At 64.7% G+C, this 13,922-nt stretch carries 12 protein-coding genes; 7 read left to right on the top strand and 5 right to left on the bottom strand.

The window, feature by feature from the left end; all coding sequences use genetic code 11:
- Positions 1–76 precede the first annotated feature (76 nt).
- Together thrS and UP09_RS26795 are read left to right on the top strand one after the other, a co-directional pair.
- Positions 77–2,122: a threonine--tRNA ligase gene (gene thrS, locus UP09_RS26800; RefSeq protein WP_044541330.1), complete on the top strand. Its 2,046-nt coding sequence runs from the start codon at positions 77–79 to the stop codon at positions 2,120–2,122.
- A 102-nt stretch (positions 2,123–2,224) separates the two neighbouring features.
- Complete coding sequence (locus UP09_RS26795) at positions 2,225–2,788, top strand: nitroreductase family protein (protein ID WP_044541329.1); 564 nt, start codon at positions 2,225–2,227, stop codon at positions 2,786–2,788.
- 17 nt (positions 2,789–2,805) lie between these two features.
- On the opposite strand, the gene UP09_RS26790 is transcribed toward UP09_RS26795, so the two are convergent.
- Together UP09_RS26790 and UP09_RS26785 are read right to left on the bottom strand one after the other, a co-directional pair.
- The gene (locus tag UP09_RS26790) at positions 2,806–5,235 is read right to left on the bottom strand and encodes a putative bifunctional diguanylate cyclase/phosphodiesterase (RefSeq protein ID WP_044541400.1); all 2,430 of its coding nucleotides are present in this window, start codon (positions 5,233–5,235) and stop codon (positions 2,806–2,808) included.
- Between the two features lie 234 nt (positions 5,236–5,469).
- A complete protein-coding gene (locus UP09_RS26785) occupies positions 5,470–6,540 on the bottom strand; it encodes an RgsD C-terminal domain-containing protein (RefSeq protein ID WP_044541399.1) in 1,071 nt (356 codons plus the stop codon).
- Between the two features lie 241 nt (positions 6,541–6,781).
- On the opposite strand from UP09_RS26785, the gene UP09_RS26780 reads away from it, so the two are divergent.
- Positions 6,782–7,825 (top strand): patatin-like phospholipase family protein, encoded by a 1,044-nt coding sequence (locus UP09_RS26780; RefSeq protein ID WP_044541328.1) that lies wholly within the window; start codon positions 6,782–6,784, stop codon positions 7,823–7,825.
- A 3-nt stretch (positions 7,826–7,828) separates the two neighbouring features.
- Here UP09_RS26780 and UP09_RS26775 read toward each other — a convergent pair whose 3' ends face one another.
- A complete protein-coding gene (locus UP09_RS26775) occupies positions 7,829–8,257 on the bottom strand; it encodes a CBS domain-containing protein (RefSeq protein WP_044541327.1) in 429 nt (142 codons plus the stop codon).
- Between the two features lie 189 nt (positions 8,258–8,446).
- Positions 8,447–9,247, bottom strand: a complete 801-nt coding sequence (locus UP09_RS26770; RefSeq protein WP_044541326.1) for a rhomboid family intramembrane serine protease — start codon at positions 9,245–9,247, stop codon at positions 8,447–8,449.
- A 124-nt stretch (positions 9,248–9,371) separates the two neighbouring features.
- Here UP09_RS26770 and UP09_RS26765 point away from each other — a divergent pair, with 124 nt between their 5' ends.
- From UP09_RS26765 to UP09_RS26755, 3 genes are all read left to right on the top strand, one after another.
- Positions 9,372–9,617: a GIY-YIG nuclease family protein gene (locus tag UP09_RS26765; protein WP_044541325.1), complete on the top strand. Its 246-nt coding sequence runs from the start codon at positions 9,372–9,374 to the stop codon at positions 9,615–9,617.
- 452 nt (positions 9,618–10,069) lie between these two features.
- Positions 10,070–10,624 (top strand): PAS domain-containing protein, encoded by a 555-nt coding sequence (locus tag UP09_RS26760; protein ID WP_044541324.1) that lies wholly within the window; start codon positions 10,070–10,072, stop codon positions 10,622–10,624.
- A 260-nt stretch (positions 10,625–10,884) separates the two neighbouring features.
- Positions 10,885–12,618, top strand: a complete 1,734-nt coding sequence (locus UP09_RS26755) for an adenylate/guanylate cyclase domain-containing protein (protein WP_044541323.1) — start codon at positions 10,885–10,887, stop codon at positions 12,616–12,618.
- Between the two features lie 17 nt (positions 12,619–12,635).
- Here UP09_RS26755 and UP09_RS26750 read toward each other — a convergent pair whose 3' ends face one another.
- Positions 12,636–13,022 carry an ester cyclase gene (locus UP09_RS26750; RefSeq protein WP_044541322.1) on the bottom strand — a complete coding sequence of 129 codons (387 nt, stop codon included), beginning with the start codon at positions 13,020–13,022 and terminating at the stop codon, positions 12,636–12,638.
- Between the two features lie 266 nt (positions 13,023–13,288).
- Between UP09_RS26750 and UP09_RS26745 the strand changes: the two genes are divergently transcribed.
- Positions 13,289–13,864 carry a tetratricopeptide repeat protein gene (locus UP09_RS26745; RefSeq protein ID WP_052833223.1) on the top strand — a complete coding sequence of 192 codons (576 nt, stop codon included), beginning with the start codon at positions 13,289–13,291 and terminating at the stop codon, positions 13,862–13,864.
- Positions 13,865–13,922 lie beyond the last annotated feature (58 nt).

The raw sequence follows: 13,922 nt of genomic DNA, 5'->3' as shown, positions 1-13,922 counted from the left end.
CTGCCCGAATCCCCTGCTATACCGCTGTTTCTGCTTACCTGCGCTCGTTCGCAGGAGTGAGCCCCAGGAGACATCAATGACCGACACGCCCAAGTCCGAATCCGGATTCCAGTACGGCCTCTCGAACCTCAAACCCGCCGAACCCTTGCACAAGATCGCGATCACCTTCCCCGACGGCGCAAAGCGCGAATTCCCCAAAGGCACCACCGGCCTCGACATTGCCAGGGGCATCTCGCCCTCGCTGGCCAAGCGCACGGTGGCGATGGCGCTCAACGGCGCGCTGAGCGATCTCAACGACCCGATCGAAGCGGATGCGCGGATCGATTTCGTCGCACGCGATGACGCTCGTGCGCTGGAGCTGATCCGGCACGATGCCGCGCATGTGCTGGCCGAAGCCGTGCAGGCGCTGTGGCCGGGCACCCAGGTCACGATCGGCCCTGTCATCGAGAACGGTTTCTATTACGACTTCTTCCGCAACGAGCCGTTCACGCCGGAAGACTTTGCCGCGATCGAGAAGCGGATGCGCGAGATCATCGCGCGCGACAAGCCGTTCACCAGGGAAGTTTGGGATCGCGAAAAGACCAAGCAGGTGTTCCGCGACAAGGGCGAAGCCTTCAAGGTCGAGCTGGTCGACGCCATTCCCGGCAACGAGCCGATCAATATCTATTACCAAGGCGACTGGTTCGATCTGTGCCGCGGCCCGCACATGACTTCGACCGGCAAGATCGGCAACGCCTTCAAATTGATGAAGGTCGCCGGCGCCTATTGGCGCGGCGATTCCAACAATCCGATGCTGACCCGCATCTACGGCACGGCCTTCGCCAAACAGGACGATCTCGACGCTTATCTGAAGCAGATCGAGGAAGCCGAGAAGCGCGACCACCGCAAGCTCGGTCGCGAGCTCGACCTGTTCCACTTCCAGGAGGAAGGCCCGGGCGTGGTGTTCTGGCACGCCAAGGGCTGGACCATCTTCCAGCAGCTGATCGCCTACATGCGGCGGCGGCTGGCCGAGGACTACAGCGAGGTCAATGCGCCGCAGATCCTCGACAAGTCGCTGTGGGAAACCTCCGGTCACTGGGACTGGTATCGCGAGAACATGTTCGCGGCACAGTCGGCCGGTGACGAGGCCGAGGACAAGCGCTGGTTCGCGCTGAAGCCGATGAACTGCCCGGGACACGTGCAGATCTTCAAGCATGGCCTGAAGAGCTATCGCGACCTGCCGCTGCGGCTCGCCGAATTCGGCGTCGTGCACCGCTACGAACCATCGGGCGCGATGCACGGCTTGATGCGCGTGCGCGGCTTTACGCAGGACGACGCGCATGTGTTCTGCACCGAACAACAACTCGCCGACGAGTGCCTGAAGATCAATGATTTGATCCTGTCGACCTATGCTGACTTCGGCTTCGACGGCGAGCTCACGGTGAAGCTCTCGACCCGGCCCGACAAACGCGTCGGCACCGACGAGATGTGGGATCACGCCGAGCGCGTGATGGCGACCGTGCTGTCGGAGATCAAGGCCAAGGGCAGCAACCGCATCAAGACCGAGATCAATCCGGGCGAAGGCGCGTTCTACGGGCCGAAGTTCGAATATGTGCTGCGCGACGCCATCGGCCGCGACTGGCAGTGCGGCACGACCCAGGTCGACTTCAACCTGCCCGAACGGTTCGGCGCGTTCTATATCGACCACGACGGCGGAAAGAAGGTGCCCGTCATGGTGCATCGCGCGATTTGCGGCTCGATGGAGCGCTTCATCGGCATCCTGATCGAGCACTACGCCGGCAACTTCCCGCTCTGGCTCGCGCCGACCCAGCTGGTGGTGACGACCATCACCTCCGAAGGCGACGACTACGCCAAGGTGGTGGCAGCAGCGGCGCGCCGCGCCGGCCTGCGGGTCGAGATCGACCTGCGCAACGAGAAGATCAACTACAAGGTCCGCGAGCATTCGCTGGCCAAGATCCCGGCGCTGCTCGTCGTCGGCAAGAAGGAGGCGGAGACGCATTCGGTCTCCGTCCGCCGCCTCGGCAGCGAGCGCCAGACCGTGATGCCGACCGATGAGGCGATCGCAGCACTGGTGGATGAAGCGACCCCGCCGGACGTGAAGCGCGCGCAATCGGCGGCCTGATCTTCACAATCGGTCTAAACTGGCTTTCGCAGGCCCGGCCGTGCCCCTATCTCGGGGGCACGGCTACCACGCTCCCAAATATCCCTGCCAAGGACATTTTCCGTGCCCGATGCGATTGAACTTCTGAAGACCCGCCGCTCGATGAAACCGCGCGAGATGACCGGGCCCGGCCCCTCGCCGGCCGAGCTCGAGACCATCCTGACCATCGGCGCGCGCGTGCCCGACCACGGCAAGCTCGCGCCTTGGCGCTTCATCGTGTTCGAAGGTGAGGCCCGTTCCCGCGCCGGTGATGTGATCGCGAACGTCTTTGCCATGAAGCATCCCGGCGCGCCGGCATCCGATATCGAGATTGAGAAGAAGCGCCTGACCGATGCGCCGCTGGTGATCGGCCTGGTCTCCTTCACCAGGCCACACCCGAAAGTGCCGGCGTGGGAGCAGGAGCTGTCGGCAGGCGCGAGCGCGATGAACCTCGTGACCGCGGCAACCGCGCTCGGCTACGGCGCCTGCTGGCTGACCGGCTGGTACGTCTCCGACCGCGACGTGCTCGACGGCCTGGGTTTGAAGGCGGACGAAAAGCTCGTCGGCCTGATTCATATCGGCACCCCGACCAAGCCGAGCGAAGACCGCCCGCGCCCTGCGCTGTCGGAGATCGTGACGCGGTTCTGAGATCGCGCTCGCGGCGTCTACGCCGCCTTCGATGCCCGTGTGGCAAATCCCGCCAGCAGTGCCCCGATCTCGCCCGCGGGCCTCGCCGCGCTGAACAGAAAGCCCTGTACCTCGTTGCAGCCTTCGGCGCGCAGCCAATCGAGCTGGTCGATGGTTTCGACGCCCTCCGCGGTCGTGGTGATGTTGAGGCTGCGGCCGAGCCCGGAGATCGCGCGCACGATCGCGAGGCAATCCGAGCGCCGCGCCAGATCCTTGATGAAGGACCGGTCGATCTTGATCTTGTCGAACGGAAAACTGCGCAGATAGCTCAGGCTGGAATAGCCGGTGCCGAAATCGTCCATCGAGATGCTGACGCCAAGCTCGCGCAGCTGATGCAGGATCGCGAGGTTGGCCTCGGTCTCCGCCAGGAACACCGACTCGGTGATCTCGAGTTCGAGCCGGCGCGGCGACAGGCCGGAATGGGCCAGCGCCGAAATCACCGCCTGAACCAGGTTGCGGCTGCGGAACTGCACCGGCGACAAATTGACGGCGACCTTGACATTGGAGGGCCATTTCACTGCCTCCGAACAGGCCTCGCGCAGCACCCATTCGCCGAGTGCTACGATCAGGCCGATATCTTCGGCAACCGGAATGAACTCCGCAGGCGAGACCATGCCCTTCTGCGGGTGCGGCCACCGCAGCAGCGACTCGAAGCCGCTGATGCGATCCGCCGCGATATCGACCAGCGGCTGATAGTGCAGTTCGAATTCGCCATTGGCGAAGGCCGCACGCAGGTCGCGCTCCAGGTCGCGGCGCTTCTGGGCCTGCTGATCCATCTCGGGTTCGAAGAAATGGTGCACACCGCCGCCCTCGGACTTGGCGCGGTACAGCGCCATGTCGGCGTTGCGCATCAGCTCCTCCGTCGTCATGCCGTCGCTCGGCGACAGCGCAATGCCGATGCTGGCACCGACCACGATGTCGAGCCCGTCGATGGCGTACGGCGCGCTCAGCACCGCGATGAGTTGCTCGGCAAACGCGCTCGCTTCGTTCGGCGAAACGTCGGCGGCGAGCACGATCGCGAACTCGTCGCCGCCGAGGCGGGCCGCCAGATTGTCGCCCTGCACCGCCGCTCTCAGCCGCTCCGCCACCAGCTTGAGCAGCCGGTCGCCCATCGGATGACCGAAGGAATCGTTGACGTTCTTGAACAAATCGAGGTCGACGCACATCACCGCGACGCGCTTGTTGCCGGACCGGCTGCGCTCCAGCGCCTCGCACAGGCGTTCCTGGTAAAAGTCGCGGTTCGGCAGGTTGGTGAGCCCGTCATGGTGCGCCATATGGGCGATCCGCGCCTCGGCGGCGCGGCGCTCCGTGATGTCGACCACCGCGACCAGATAGCCGTCGCGGCCATCGAACGCCACCTTGCGTCCGAATGTCAGCACATGGATCTCGCTGCCGTCGGCCTTGATGTGCCGCCAGTCGCGGCTGGATTGATAGACGTCGCCGATCTCGCGCAATGCCTCGCTGTGGAGAGCCCATTCATCCTGCGGCCAGATCTCGCGCAGCGTCATGCCGAGGAATTTTTTGCGGGCATATCCATAGTGCTGAACTGCGGCATCGTTGACGCTGAGGAACTCCATCGTGCCGGCGTCGAACACCCACATCGGCATCGGGTTGTTTTCGAACAGCAGGCGGAATGAATCCTCGCGCCGCTTCATCGCGGTGACATCGGAGACCGTCAGCGACAGCATGTCGCCGAATGCCGTGACGCCGAGCCGAAGGCAGCGATCGCCGCTGTCGATCTCGAACTGCCCACCGCCGCCTCGTCTGACAAATTCGCGCAGCCGCTCGATCACTTCCGGCGCCGCAAGCGGGTTGCCGCCGGCGCCGAGCCGGCGCCACAGCAAATCGGTCGCGGGCTGCATCAAGAGCCTTGCGGCACCCTGGTTGAGATGCACGACCTGGAAATCGGACGGCTCGCCGCGCGGATCGCGGATCGCGGCAAGCGACAGCACGCCCTCATCGGTGGCGGAGAAGATCGTATCCAGCAGATTGTACTGCGCATCGCGTTCGTTGACGTAGACGCCGACCAGCGTGCCGCCCCAGCGCGATCGTGTCGGCAGCGCCAGCACGTCATAGGTCCGCACCAGGCCGTCACGCACGCAGTGTGCCGACGCGAGATAGGGACGGCCGTTCGCGTGCGCGCTCGCCGCGGCTTCGCCGAGCGCGGTCGCGCAATCCGGCGGCAGCGCGCTGAGCGGGATATCCCAGCGCTCATCGTTCAGCCATGTCTGGATGTAGCGGCCGGTGTGGGAGACGCGCAACGCGCCATCGTCATTGCGCAGCAGTGCGATGTGATCCGCGAGCCGGCCGAGGCTGCCGAGCATCACGTCTTCGTAGCGCGGCAGCTTCTCACCCAGGCTGACGGCCGCCTGCCACTTGCGCTGCAGGACCGCAACGTCGGCGAACATCTCGCTGCTGAACTTGGCTGATGTCTTTTCCGGTTTTTTGTTGGCCACGACCACGGCACGCCCCACTCACGCAAACGCTTGTCCCCGCGAGCATCCAAGTCAGCGGCGCTTAACGCCGTGTAAAAAATGTGGAAATGGCTTGCTGTCGCGGTGATTGTGACGGCTTAAAGTCGCGCGATGGTTAGTGCGCTTTAGCGACTATGACGGTTGCATGAAACGCGACTGCGTCAGCCGTCAGCGCGCAACGACCTCGACCTCGCCATCGACGCCGTTGACGACGTTGAAGGGGCGCTCGAATACCTTGCCCTCGTTCTTGGCGATCGCACGATATTCGCCCTCGGAGAGCACGACGCGCGGGAATGCGCCGATCGATTCCTTGATGACGTCGCCACCCGGCGTGATCACCGACCATGCGGTGTTGGCGAGCGCCTCGCCGCCCTTGTCGCTGACGAGCTTGAGCGTGATCACGGCGGCGCGATGGGTGACGGTGACGTCGGTCAGCTTGCCGGCCTGGACGCGGATATCCGAGCGCACCACCGAGTTGGCGTCGCCATAGTTGGAGACGATGTAGTAGGTCCCCTCCGGCAGCAGCGCGACGTCGCCGGCGGCGACGTTCGGCACCAGCGCACCGCGATCCGAGCCGTCGAACTGGCTGCCCTTGTAGATCCCGAACGAAATCTGGTTGGCGGGGATCTTGCTGGTGCCGACGCGGCCCTCGATCCGCAGGCCACCGGCCGGCAAGACGAAAGATTCACGGTCGGTCTCCGATTTCAAATTGACCGCGCGCACGGCGCTCACGAGGCCGAGCGCGACGTGGACGACATAATTGCCCGGCGGCAATACGATGTTGGGGGTCGGCCCGCGCTCCTCGCGGACCAGCTTGAACGTGCCGTTGTCATCGGGCTTGTCGGAGAACACCCGCCACACCAACCCGCTGTTGATGACGGGAAGGTCCTTGCCGTACCGCGCCGTCAGCGAGAGCACCGCCTGACCCGCGGTCGAAGCGCCCGGCGGGGGCACCACCGGCGGAACAGTCGCGATCGACGGTTGGACGATGGTCGGCTGGGTCAGCGGCCCCGGCAGGACCGGCCCGGAAGCAGCCCCGGACGGTGGCGCCAGATTGAGCGCCGGGCCGGACGGTACATCCGGGACCGAGGCCGGCGGCACCGGCGGCGGCCGATCGCCGAACAACTGGGCCGAGACGGGACCGGGAATCACGGCGGTTGCGATGGCGGCGAGCACCAGCAGCGGGAGAAGCCGTCTGCCCCACCCACATCTGCCGATGCCATTGCGCCTCAAAGTCATCGCCATGCTTTTCAACGAAACCGCGGCAAATTCAAGCCTTCCCTATTGCTCAGGACGGCACCGTCCCCGATTGGAACCCGGCCGTTCCAGCCGACGTTAGTCAAAGCGTCGCGGTCAAGTCGTAATCTCTGGCTACGGCGACCCCGCCGGGCATAAACCATGCATATAAACCATGGATAATGACGATTCTGGCGGAGCCGTGCCACGGGGCCTAGTCTCCCGCCCCGAAGGAGATGCTGTCGTGCTGGATAGCTGGATGGGTCGAGGCCATAGGGGCTCCGATGGACCCGACAAAATAGGATTGGGAACGGTTCGCCGTCCCGTGATCGGGCTTGCCCTCGGTGGCGGGGCCGCACGCGGGTTTGCCCATATCGGCATCATCAAGACCCTGCTGGCCCACGGCATCGTCCCCAACGTCGTGGTCGGCACCTCGATCGGCGCCGTGGTCGGTGGCGCCTATGCCGCCGGGCATATCGAGACACTGGAGCAATGGGCCCGCGGCCTGCAGCCGCGCAGCGTGCTCGGCTACCTCGACATCCGCCTCAACGGTTCCGGCCTGATCGGTGGCACCAAGCTGGCCGCCGAGATCGAAGCGGCGCTGGGCAAGGTCATGATCGAGGACCTCGCGGTCAAATTCGCCAGCGTCGCGACCGAAGTGCGCACCGGGCATGAGATCTGGCTGACCCATGGCAGCATGGTCGACGCCATGCGCGCCTCCTACGCCCTGCCCGGCATCTTCGCGCCGGTCCTGATCGGCGATCGCTGGCTGGTCGACGGCGCGCTGGTCAACCCGGTGCCGGTGTCGGCGGCGCGCGCGCTCGGCGCCGAGATCGTGATTGCGGCCAACCTCTCCAGCGACGTGTTCGCGCACTCCACCACGATCTACAATCATGGCGCAGCCGCCGCGCCCGAGGTGACGGTGGCGGTGACCGCCGAGGCCGCGCCCGACCCCGAGCCGCCGAAGCGCCGCTTCGGCCGCTTCTTCTCCGCAGAGCGTACCGTGAAGCGCGAATTCTTCGGCAGCGCGACCCGGCCGGGTATCTCGAGCGTCATGGTCGACGCTTTCAACATCATGCAGGACCGCATCACCCGCGCGCGCCTCGCCGGCGATCCGCCGGACATGCTGATTTCGCCGCGCGTCGGCCAGATCGGCTGGTTCGACTTCCACCGCGCCGACGACCTGATCGCGCACGGCATCCGTGCCGCCGAGCGCGCGATCGGCGCGATCGAGGAAGCGATCGATATCCTGGTGCCGTCGACCGGCAATGGCACCACGGGCAAATAGCGCTCAGGCGGTCTTGATATAGTCGCGCAGCGCCTCCTGCTCGTGCTCGTATTCCTGCACGCGGCGCTTGACGATGTCACCGATCGAGATCAACCCGACCACCTTGCCGTCCTCGACAACAGGCAGGTGGCGGAACTTGCCCGTCGTCATCATCTCCATGATCCCGCTGACCGTGTCGGACTGGCGGCAGCTGACGACCTTCTTGGTCATCACCGCGCTCACCGGCTCGTCCAGCGCGGCAGCGCCGCGCTCACCGATCACGCGCACGATGTCGCGCTCCGACAGGATGCCTTCCATCCGGCCCTGGCTCATTACCAGCACCGCGCCGATCTTGCGCTCGCCGAGCAGCTTGACCGCGGCCGCCAGCTTCGCGTCGGGCTCGACGCTCAATATCTGGTGGCCCTTGGTATCGAGAATGGAACGTACCGTCATTGTCGCCTCCTTGAATCCGTTCGCGTCCCCTTGAACGGGGATCGAGCCTGTTCGTTGAGCCTTCAATCAACAGGTCCGCGCCGATTTCGGTTCCAGGGCGCGGACAATAGCGCGCGGCTGTATTTTGTCAGCCCGGCTGCCTTCGTCGTGAAGATGATGGAGGAATTCGCCCCCTCCCGCAAGCGGCGATCAGACGCGGCCGGACTGATCCACCGACGACGCATCTGCAGCATCATCTCGCGCGCGCGGTATCGGATCGAACAGCGAGAACAGCAGCAGGCCGGCGAGAAAGCCGCCGATATGGGCCTGCCAGGCAACGCTCGCGCCATCGCCAACACCGATCGCGAGCGAGCCAACCCCGAACACGATGTTGACGGCAAACCAGACCGCCAGGAATCCGAGCACGCGCCGGTCGCGCAGCGCGCGCAACAGCGGCAGCGCCGGCACCTTGGCCGCAGCCTCGGCGTCGCCCCGGCTGAACGAGAGGAAGCTGCCCTTCACGAAAGCGAAGCGGATCGCCGCCGCCATCGTCCCCGACACCGACGCCGATGCACCGATCATCGGCGCAATCGCATGCTCGTGGGTCACGAGATGCGCGAGTGCGCCGGCAGCCGCCGTCACCGCCATGAAAACAAAGAACCTGATAGCGCCGAAGCGCCGCGCCAGCGCGCTGCCGAACGGCAACAGCCACAGCACGTTGAAACCGATATGGGTGAGATTGGCGTGCAGCAGCGAATAGGTGACGAAGGTCCAGACCTTGGCGCCGGCCCCGCCCGGAAAGGTGATATCGAGCAGCGTCGAATCGTAGCGCTTGGGGATGAAGCCGAAGACATCGATCGTCCAGTTTTCCAGCTCCGGCGGCAGCAGCACCCGCAGATGGATCACCGCGATCAGCACGATGTAGGCGGTGAGCGCCGGCGGCAGCGTCAGGATCGGCTCGCGCGGCGCCTCCGGCGGCGGCGTGAGCGGGGATTCGGGTGGGGAGTCCAAGGGGGTCGACGACCTCGAATACGGCGGTTGAGCCTCAGATAGGCGGCTTACGCGGCACAGTGCAAGTGCACAATCGGCTGATCGGGCAACTCTCCGTGTCCCGGACGCGTCGCAGCACGCAGTGATGCGACGCAGAGCCGGGACCTCCGGCCTTGCGCGCCGGATAACCGAGCACAAGGCCAAGCTCGTTCCAGGCTTCACGCGACAATACAATGTCGACCAGCTGGTCTATTTCGAGGCGTTCGACTCCATCCTGGACGCACGCGCACGGGAGCATTCCCTGAAGCGATGGCGGCGGGCATGGAAGATCAAGCCGATCGAGGAGCTCAATCCAGATTGGCGGGATCTGGCCGATCAGCTGAATTCGTGAACGGGTTTGGCATGGGTCCCGGCTCTGCAGTGCACCGCTGCGCGCTGCACTGCGTCCGGGACACGAGACATTTCCAAAAGAAGAGGGAGGGTGCTGAGAACACCCTCCCTCATTCGGTTGATCTTCTCGCGCCCCAGAAGGACCGGGGGTCCATCCCCACCCCTCCCCGCGCGACGACCAAACTGTTTGACGCCACCTGTCAACGTAAGCCGCCGGCCCTTGGAGGCAACCGGCGCAAACGGGAATGGCACGACCCTACGCGGGCCCGCCGCGGGTGCCAAGCGTATAGTTAAATTTACGTTAACGACGCAAAGTCGTCGATAAACCGCCCAAAACGCGGCCCCGGCATGGACGCTGCAAAGCCTTCCCTGCACAACAGAGAAGGGAAGGCGCGTGCATGAAACCGGGACAGATGTGTCCCGCTGAAACATGCGCCGGGCAGGGTTCTTCGAATGAAACATAAGTCCAGCCGCGAGTTCTTCGCATATTGGAATGCGAAGCGCGGCGATGCGCGCGCACCTGACCGGAGCGAGTTCGAGCCTTCCGCGGTGCGCGAGCTGCTGGCTGACATTTTCGTGCTGTCCTATGACAACGAGGCCGGATATCCCTTCCGCGTTGCCGGCACCCGCACCTCGGCCCTGCTCGGCTGCGACCTCAAGGACCGGAGCTTTTCCGCGCTGTTCACCGGCGGAAGCCGCAGCGACATCGAGGAGATCATCAGCGCCGTCGCCGAGGAGACGCTGCCTGCGATCGCAGGCCTCACCGCAACCACCGAGACCGGCGAGCGCGCGCATCTCGAGCTGCTGCTGCTGCCCTTCACGGCCCGCGTGCACGTGCCCGCGAGCCTCACCGGGCTGCTCGCCCCGTTCGAGGACAACGCCACGAAGCTGAGCGATCTGGTGCTGACCTCGTGGCGCTATCTGCACCCGCCGGAGCGATTCGTGCCGCGCGCGTTGCGAAAGCTCGCGATCGCCCGCGGCCTGATGGTCTACGAAGGCCTGCGCTAGTCTAGCCGCCTGCACTTCAGCATCACACCTTGTTCAGTGTCATCACCCGCGCATGCAGTGAGTTACAGTGACAGTGCTGGACTGCACCCCTTGCCCGCGGCCTGATGGTTTAAGAAGGCCTGCGTTGGGAGCAAAGCCCCTGGCCGCAGACCGCCCTGCTCGGCTTGCGCCCGGCGCCATGGAACTCTATTAGCTGTTGCGCCGCGATGTCGGATCGCCATTCCCTCATATCGCATCCGCGGCCAGGCTGAGCGCAGGGCATGTTTCGGAGCTCGATCAGGCAAAAGATCGTCGGCATCGCCGCGGGGCTGATCGTCCTTGCGGTCATCACGTCTGTCCTGTCGATGGTGATGGCGGGCCAGGTCGGTCATCTGCTCGACGAGCTGACCAACCGCTACATCCCCGCTTACGCCCACCTCGCCCGCGTCAATGTCCGTTCGCTCGAGCGGTCGCTCGCCATGCGGCGGATGATGATGGCGAAGATGCAGGGACCGGCGGAAGACGAAATCTACGCAGCCGCGCACAAGACCTTCGATGAGATCAATCCGGTGATCAACCAGGAGGCCGATGCCGCGCGCAAGTTGATCGGCGCGATCATCGACGATGCCTCGACGCCTTCCGACAACGCCGCCCTCGGCCGCATCGACGACCGGATCGACAATGCCCTCAACGACCTGCTGGTCCGGCTGAATACCGAAAACAAGACCATCATTGATCAAATTGACGCGAAGGATTTCGCTTCCGCCAGAAAGACGATGCTCCACGCGGAGGCCCTGCGCGACGACTTCAATAGCCGGATCGAAGGCATTCGCGCCGACATGCTGGCCCAGGTTGGCGCCAGTGCCAAGACCGTCATGGCCGCCCAGCAGCGCGCCATCATCGTCTCGGCCATCGTCACCGTGATTGCGGCAGTGCTCGGCTTCGTGTTCGCGATGCTGGTCGGCAGCGGCATCACGCGCCCGGTGATGCGGCTGCTGGAAGGCACCCGCGAGGTCGAGGCCGGCCGTCTCGACGGCACGATCAGCATCACGACCCAGGACGAGATCGGCCAGCTTTCGGCCGCCTTCAACCGCATGATCGAGACCCTGCGCCACAACCAGCGCATCCGCGAAACCTTCGGCCGCTACATCAATCCGCGGATCGCCGAGGGTCTGCTGGAGCAGCCGGCGCTCGCCGCCACCGAAGGGCAGCGCCGCGTCATGACGGTGATGTTCTGCGACATGAAGGGCTTTACGTCCCTGAGCGAAGGCGTGACGCCGCGCGGCCTGGTCAAGATCATGAACCTCTATCTCTCGACCATGTCGGCACCGGTCCATACCCATAACGGAATCATCGACAAATATATCGGCGACGCCATCATGGCGTATTGGGGGGCGCCCTTTGTCGAGGAGGCCGAGCAGACGCATCTCGCGGCGCTGGCCGCGATCGACATGACCGGGCGCGTCGCCCAGTTGCGCAAGGACCTGCCCGAGCTGCTCGGCGTGCGCGCGATCCCGACCGACTGCGACATCCGCATCGGGATCGCCACCGGCGAGGTGCTGGTCGGCAGCATCGGCTCCGAATTCATGATGAGCTACACCGTGCTCGGCGACACCGTGAACCTCGCCTCGCGGCTGGAGGGCGCCAACAAGTTCTACGGCAGCCGCTCCCTGATCTCGGAGGCGACCGCCGCATCCTGTGCGGATACGATCGAGCTGCGCGAAATCGACCGGCTGGTCGTGGTCGGCCAGACCCAGCCGCAAACTGTGTTCGAGATCATGGGCAAGTCGGGCGAGTTGACGCCGGCACAGTCCGAGCTGCGGCAGCACTATGCCGTTGGCCTCGCGGCCTATCGCGAGCAGCGCTGGGACGATGCGGAGCGTGCATTCGCGGCGGCGCTGGACGTTGTGCCGGGCGATGGCCCATCGGTGGCATTCAAGGCACGCATCGAGGCATTCAGACAGATCCCTCCCGCGGCGGATTGGAATGGCGCCTGGCATCTCGAGCATAAGTAGATGCGGTTCACGGCCCGCTAAAGCTGGGCCTCGATCGCCGCCTTGTCGATGACCGACCATACCTGCACGATCTTGCCGCCGCGAAATTCGTAGAACACGTTCTCGGCAAACGAGACCCGTCTCCCGTCGACATTAAGGCCGAGGAATTCGCCCCTTGGCGAGCAATCGAACGCGAGCCGGCTTGCGACATGAGCCGTATCGCACACCAGCAGATCGATGTTGAAACGAAGGTCCGGTATGTCGCGAAAGTCTTGCTCCAGCATTGCGCGATAACCTGACAGGCCGAGCTGCCGGCCGTTGTGGTGCACGTCAGCGTCAACAAACTGCCCAAGCCGCGGCCAGTCCTGCCGATTCAGGCAGGCAATGTAGTGTCGGTAGATGTCGGCGAGATCCGTCTCGTTCATGGTCTTGCACCTGTGCTTCCGCGACCTTCGTCAAGCCGGGCAGTCAGCTCCCGCCCCGCCAACAATATCCCGGACATCGAATCCGTTCCCGCCCGCCCCGATGCCGCCGTGCCGTCCGGCTGGTCCGCACACATCGCGATTCTGACACCAAAGTTAGTTTCGACCCCGTTGCCGCAAACAATTTTTCCAATCGAGGGGAATGTCTGCGGTGGCGGGGAGTTATTGCTTCAGACCCACGACTACCCCGTTCGAACCCGGCGGTTTGCATGATCAAGTCACTGATGAAGCTTGCGACGCTTGCGGCGACCCTCGCGGTGCCGCTCATCCTGTCCTCACCGCCGTCCGCCATAGCGGCCGGAGGCGGAGGTGGCGGCGCGGACTACAGCACCCCGGCGCCCTCCCCGCCCCAGCAGAAGGACAAGAGGACCACAAGAACGAAGAAGCCCAGCAAGCAGGGCCTGGCAGATCCGGCGTTCCGCGAGGGCTACCGCGCGGCCTATGCGACAATCTATGAGCGCAACGACTATGCCGCAGGGATCGATCAGCTCCACGCGCTCGGGAACGACGACCATCCGAATGTCGCCAATCTGATCGGCTACTCCTATCGCAAGCTCGGCGACTACAAGCTGTCGCAGGTCTGGTACGAGCGCGCGCTGAAGGCCGATCCGAACCACGTGCTGACCTGGAACTATTACGGCCTGTGGCAGATCGAACAGGGCAACCGCGATCAGGCGCAATACCATCTGAGCCGGATCGCTGCGATCTGCGGCACCGACTGCAACGAGTATCGCACGCTGGCGGCGGCGCTCGAAAAACCGCCGGGCACCGGGCTCGTCTACTGACAGCAGCCCTGCTGCTTAAGCCGTTGGCCTCGGCGCGTGCCATCCGCTACGGTGGCGC

Origin of the sequence: Bradyrhizobium sp. LTSP885 (assembly GCF_000938305.1) — a bacterium.
Classification (GTDB): domain Bacteria; phylum Pseudomonadota; class Alphaproteobacteria; order Rhizobiales; family Xanthobacteraceae; genus Bradyrhizobium.
Note: the sequence above shows the minus strand (reverse complement) of the source record. Positions and strands in the feature narration are given on the sequence as shown.

Bases quoted from the DNA above. Each gene is read 5' to 3' on its own strand.
- UP09_RS26790 (WP_044541400.1), bottom strand. From the start codon at position 5,235: ATGTTCGCCGACGTTGCGGTCCTGCAGCGCAAGTGGCAGGCGGCCGTC.
- UP09_RS26750 (WP_044541322.1), bottom strand. From the start codon at position 13,022: ATGAACGAGACGGATCTCGCCGACATCTACCGACACTACATTGCCTGC.
- UP09_RS26765 (WP_044541325.1), top strand. From the start codon at position 9,372: ATGCGACGCAGAGCCGGGACCTCCGGCCTTGCGCGCCGGATAACCGAG.
- UP09_RS26760 (WP_044541324.1), top strand. From the start codon at position 10,070: ATGAAACATAAGTCCAGCCGCGAGTTCTTCGCATATTGGAATGCGAAG.
- UP09_RS26745 (WP_052833223.1), top strand. From the start codon at position 13,289: ATGATCAAGTCACTGATGAAGCTTGCGACGCTTGCGGCGACCCTCGCG.
- UP09_RS26785 (WP_044541399.1), bottom strand. From the start codon at position 6,540: ATGACTTTGAGGCGCAATGGCATCGGCAGATGTGGGTGGGGCAGACGG.
- UP09_RS26775 (WP_044541327.1), bottom strand. From the start codon at position 8,257: ATGACGGTACGTTCCATTCTCGATACCAAGGGCCACCAGATATTGAGC.
- UP09_RS26755 (WP_044541323.1), top strand. From the start codon at position 10,885: ATGTTTCGGAGCTCGATCAGGCAAAAGATCGTCGGCATCGCCGCGGGG.
- thrS (WP_044541330.1), top strand. From the start codon at position 77: ATGACCGACACGCCCAAGTCCGAATCCGGATTCCAGTACGGCCTCTCG.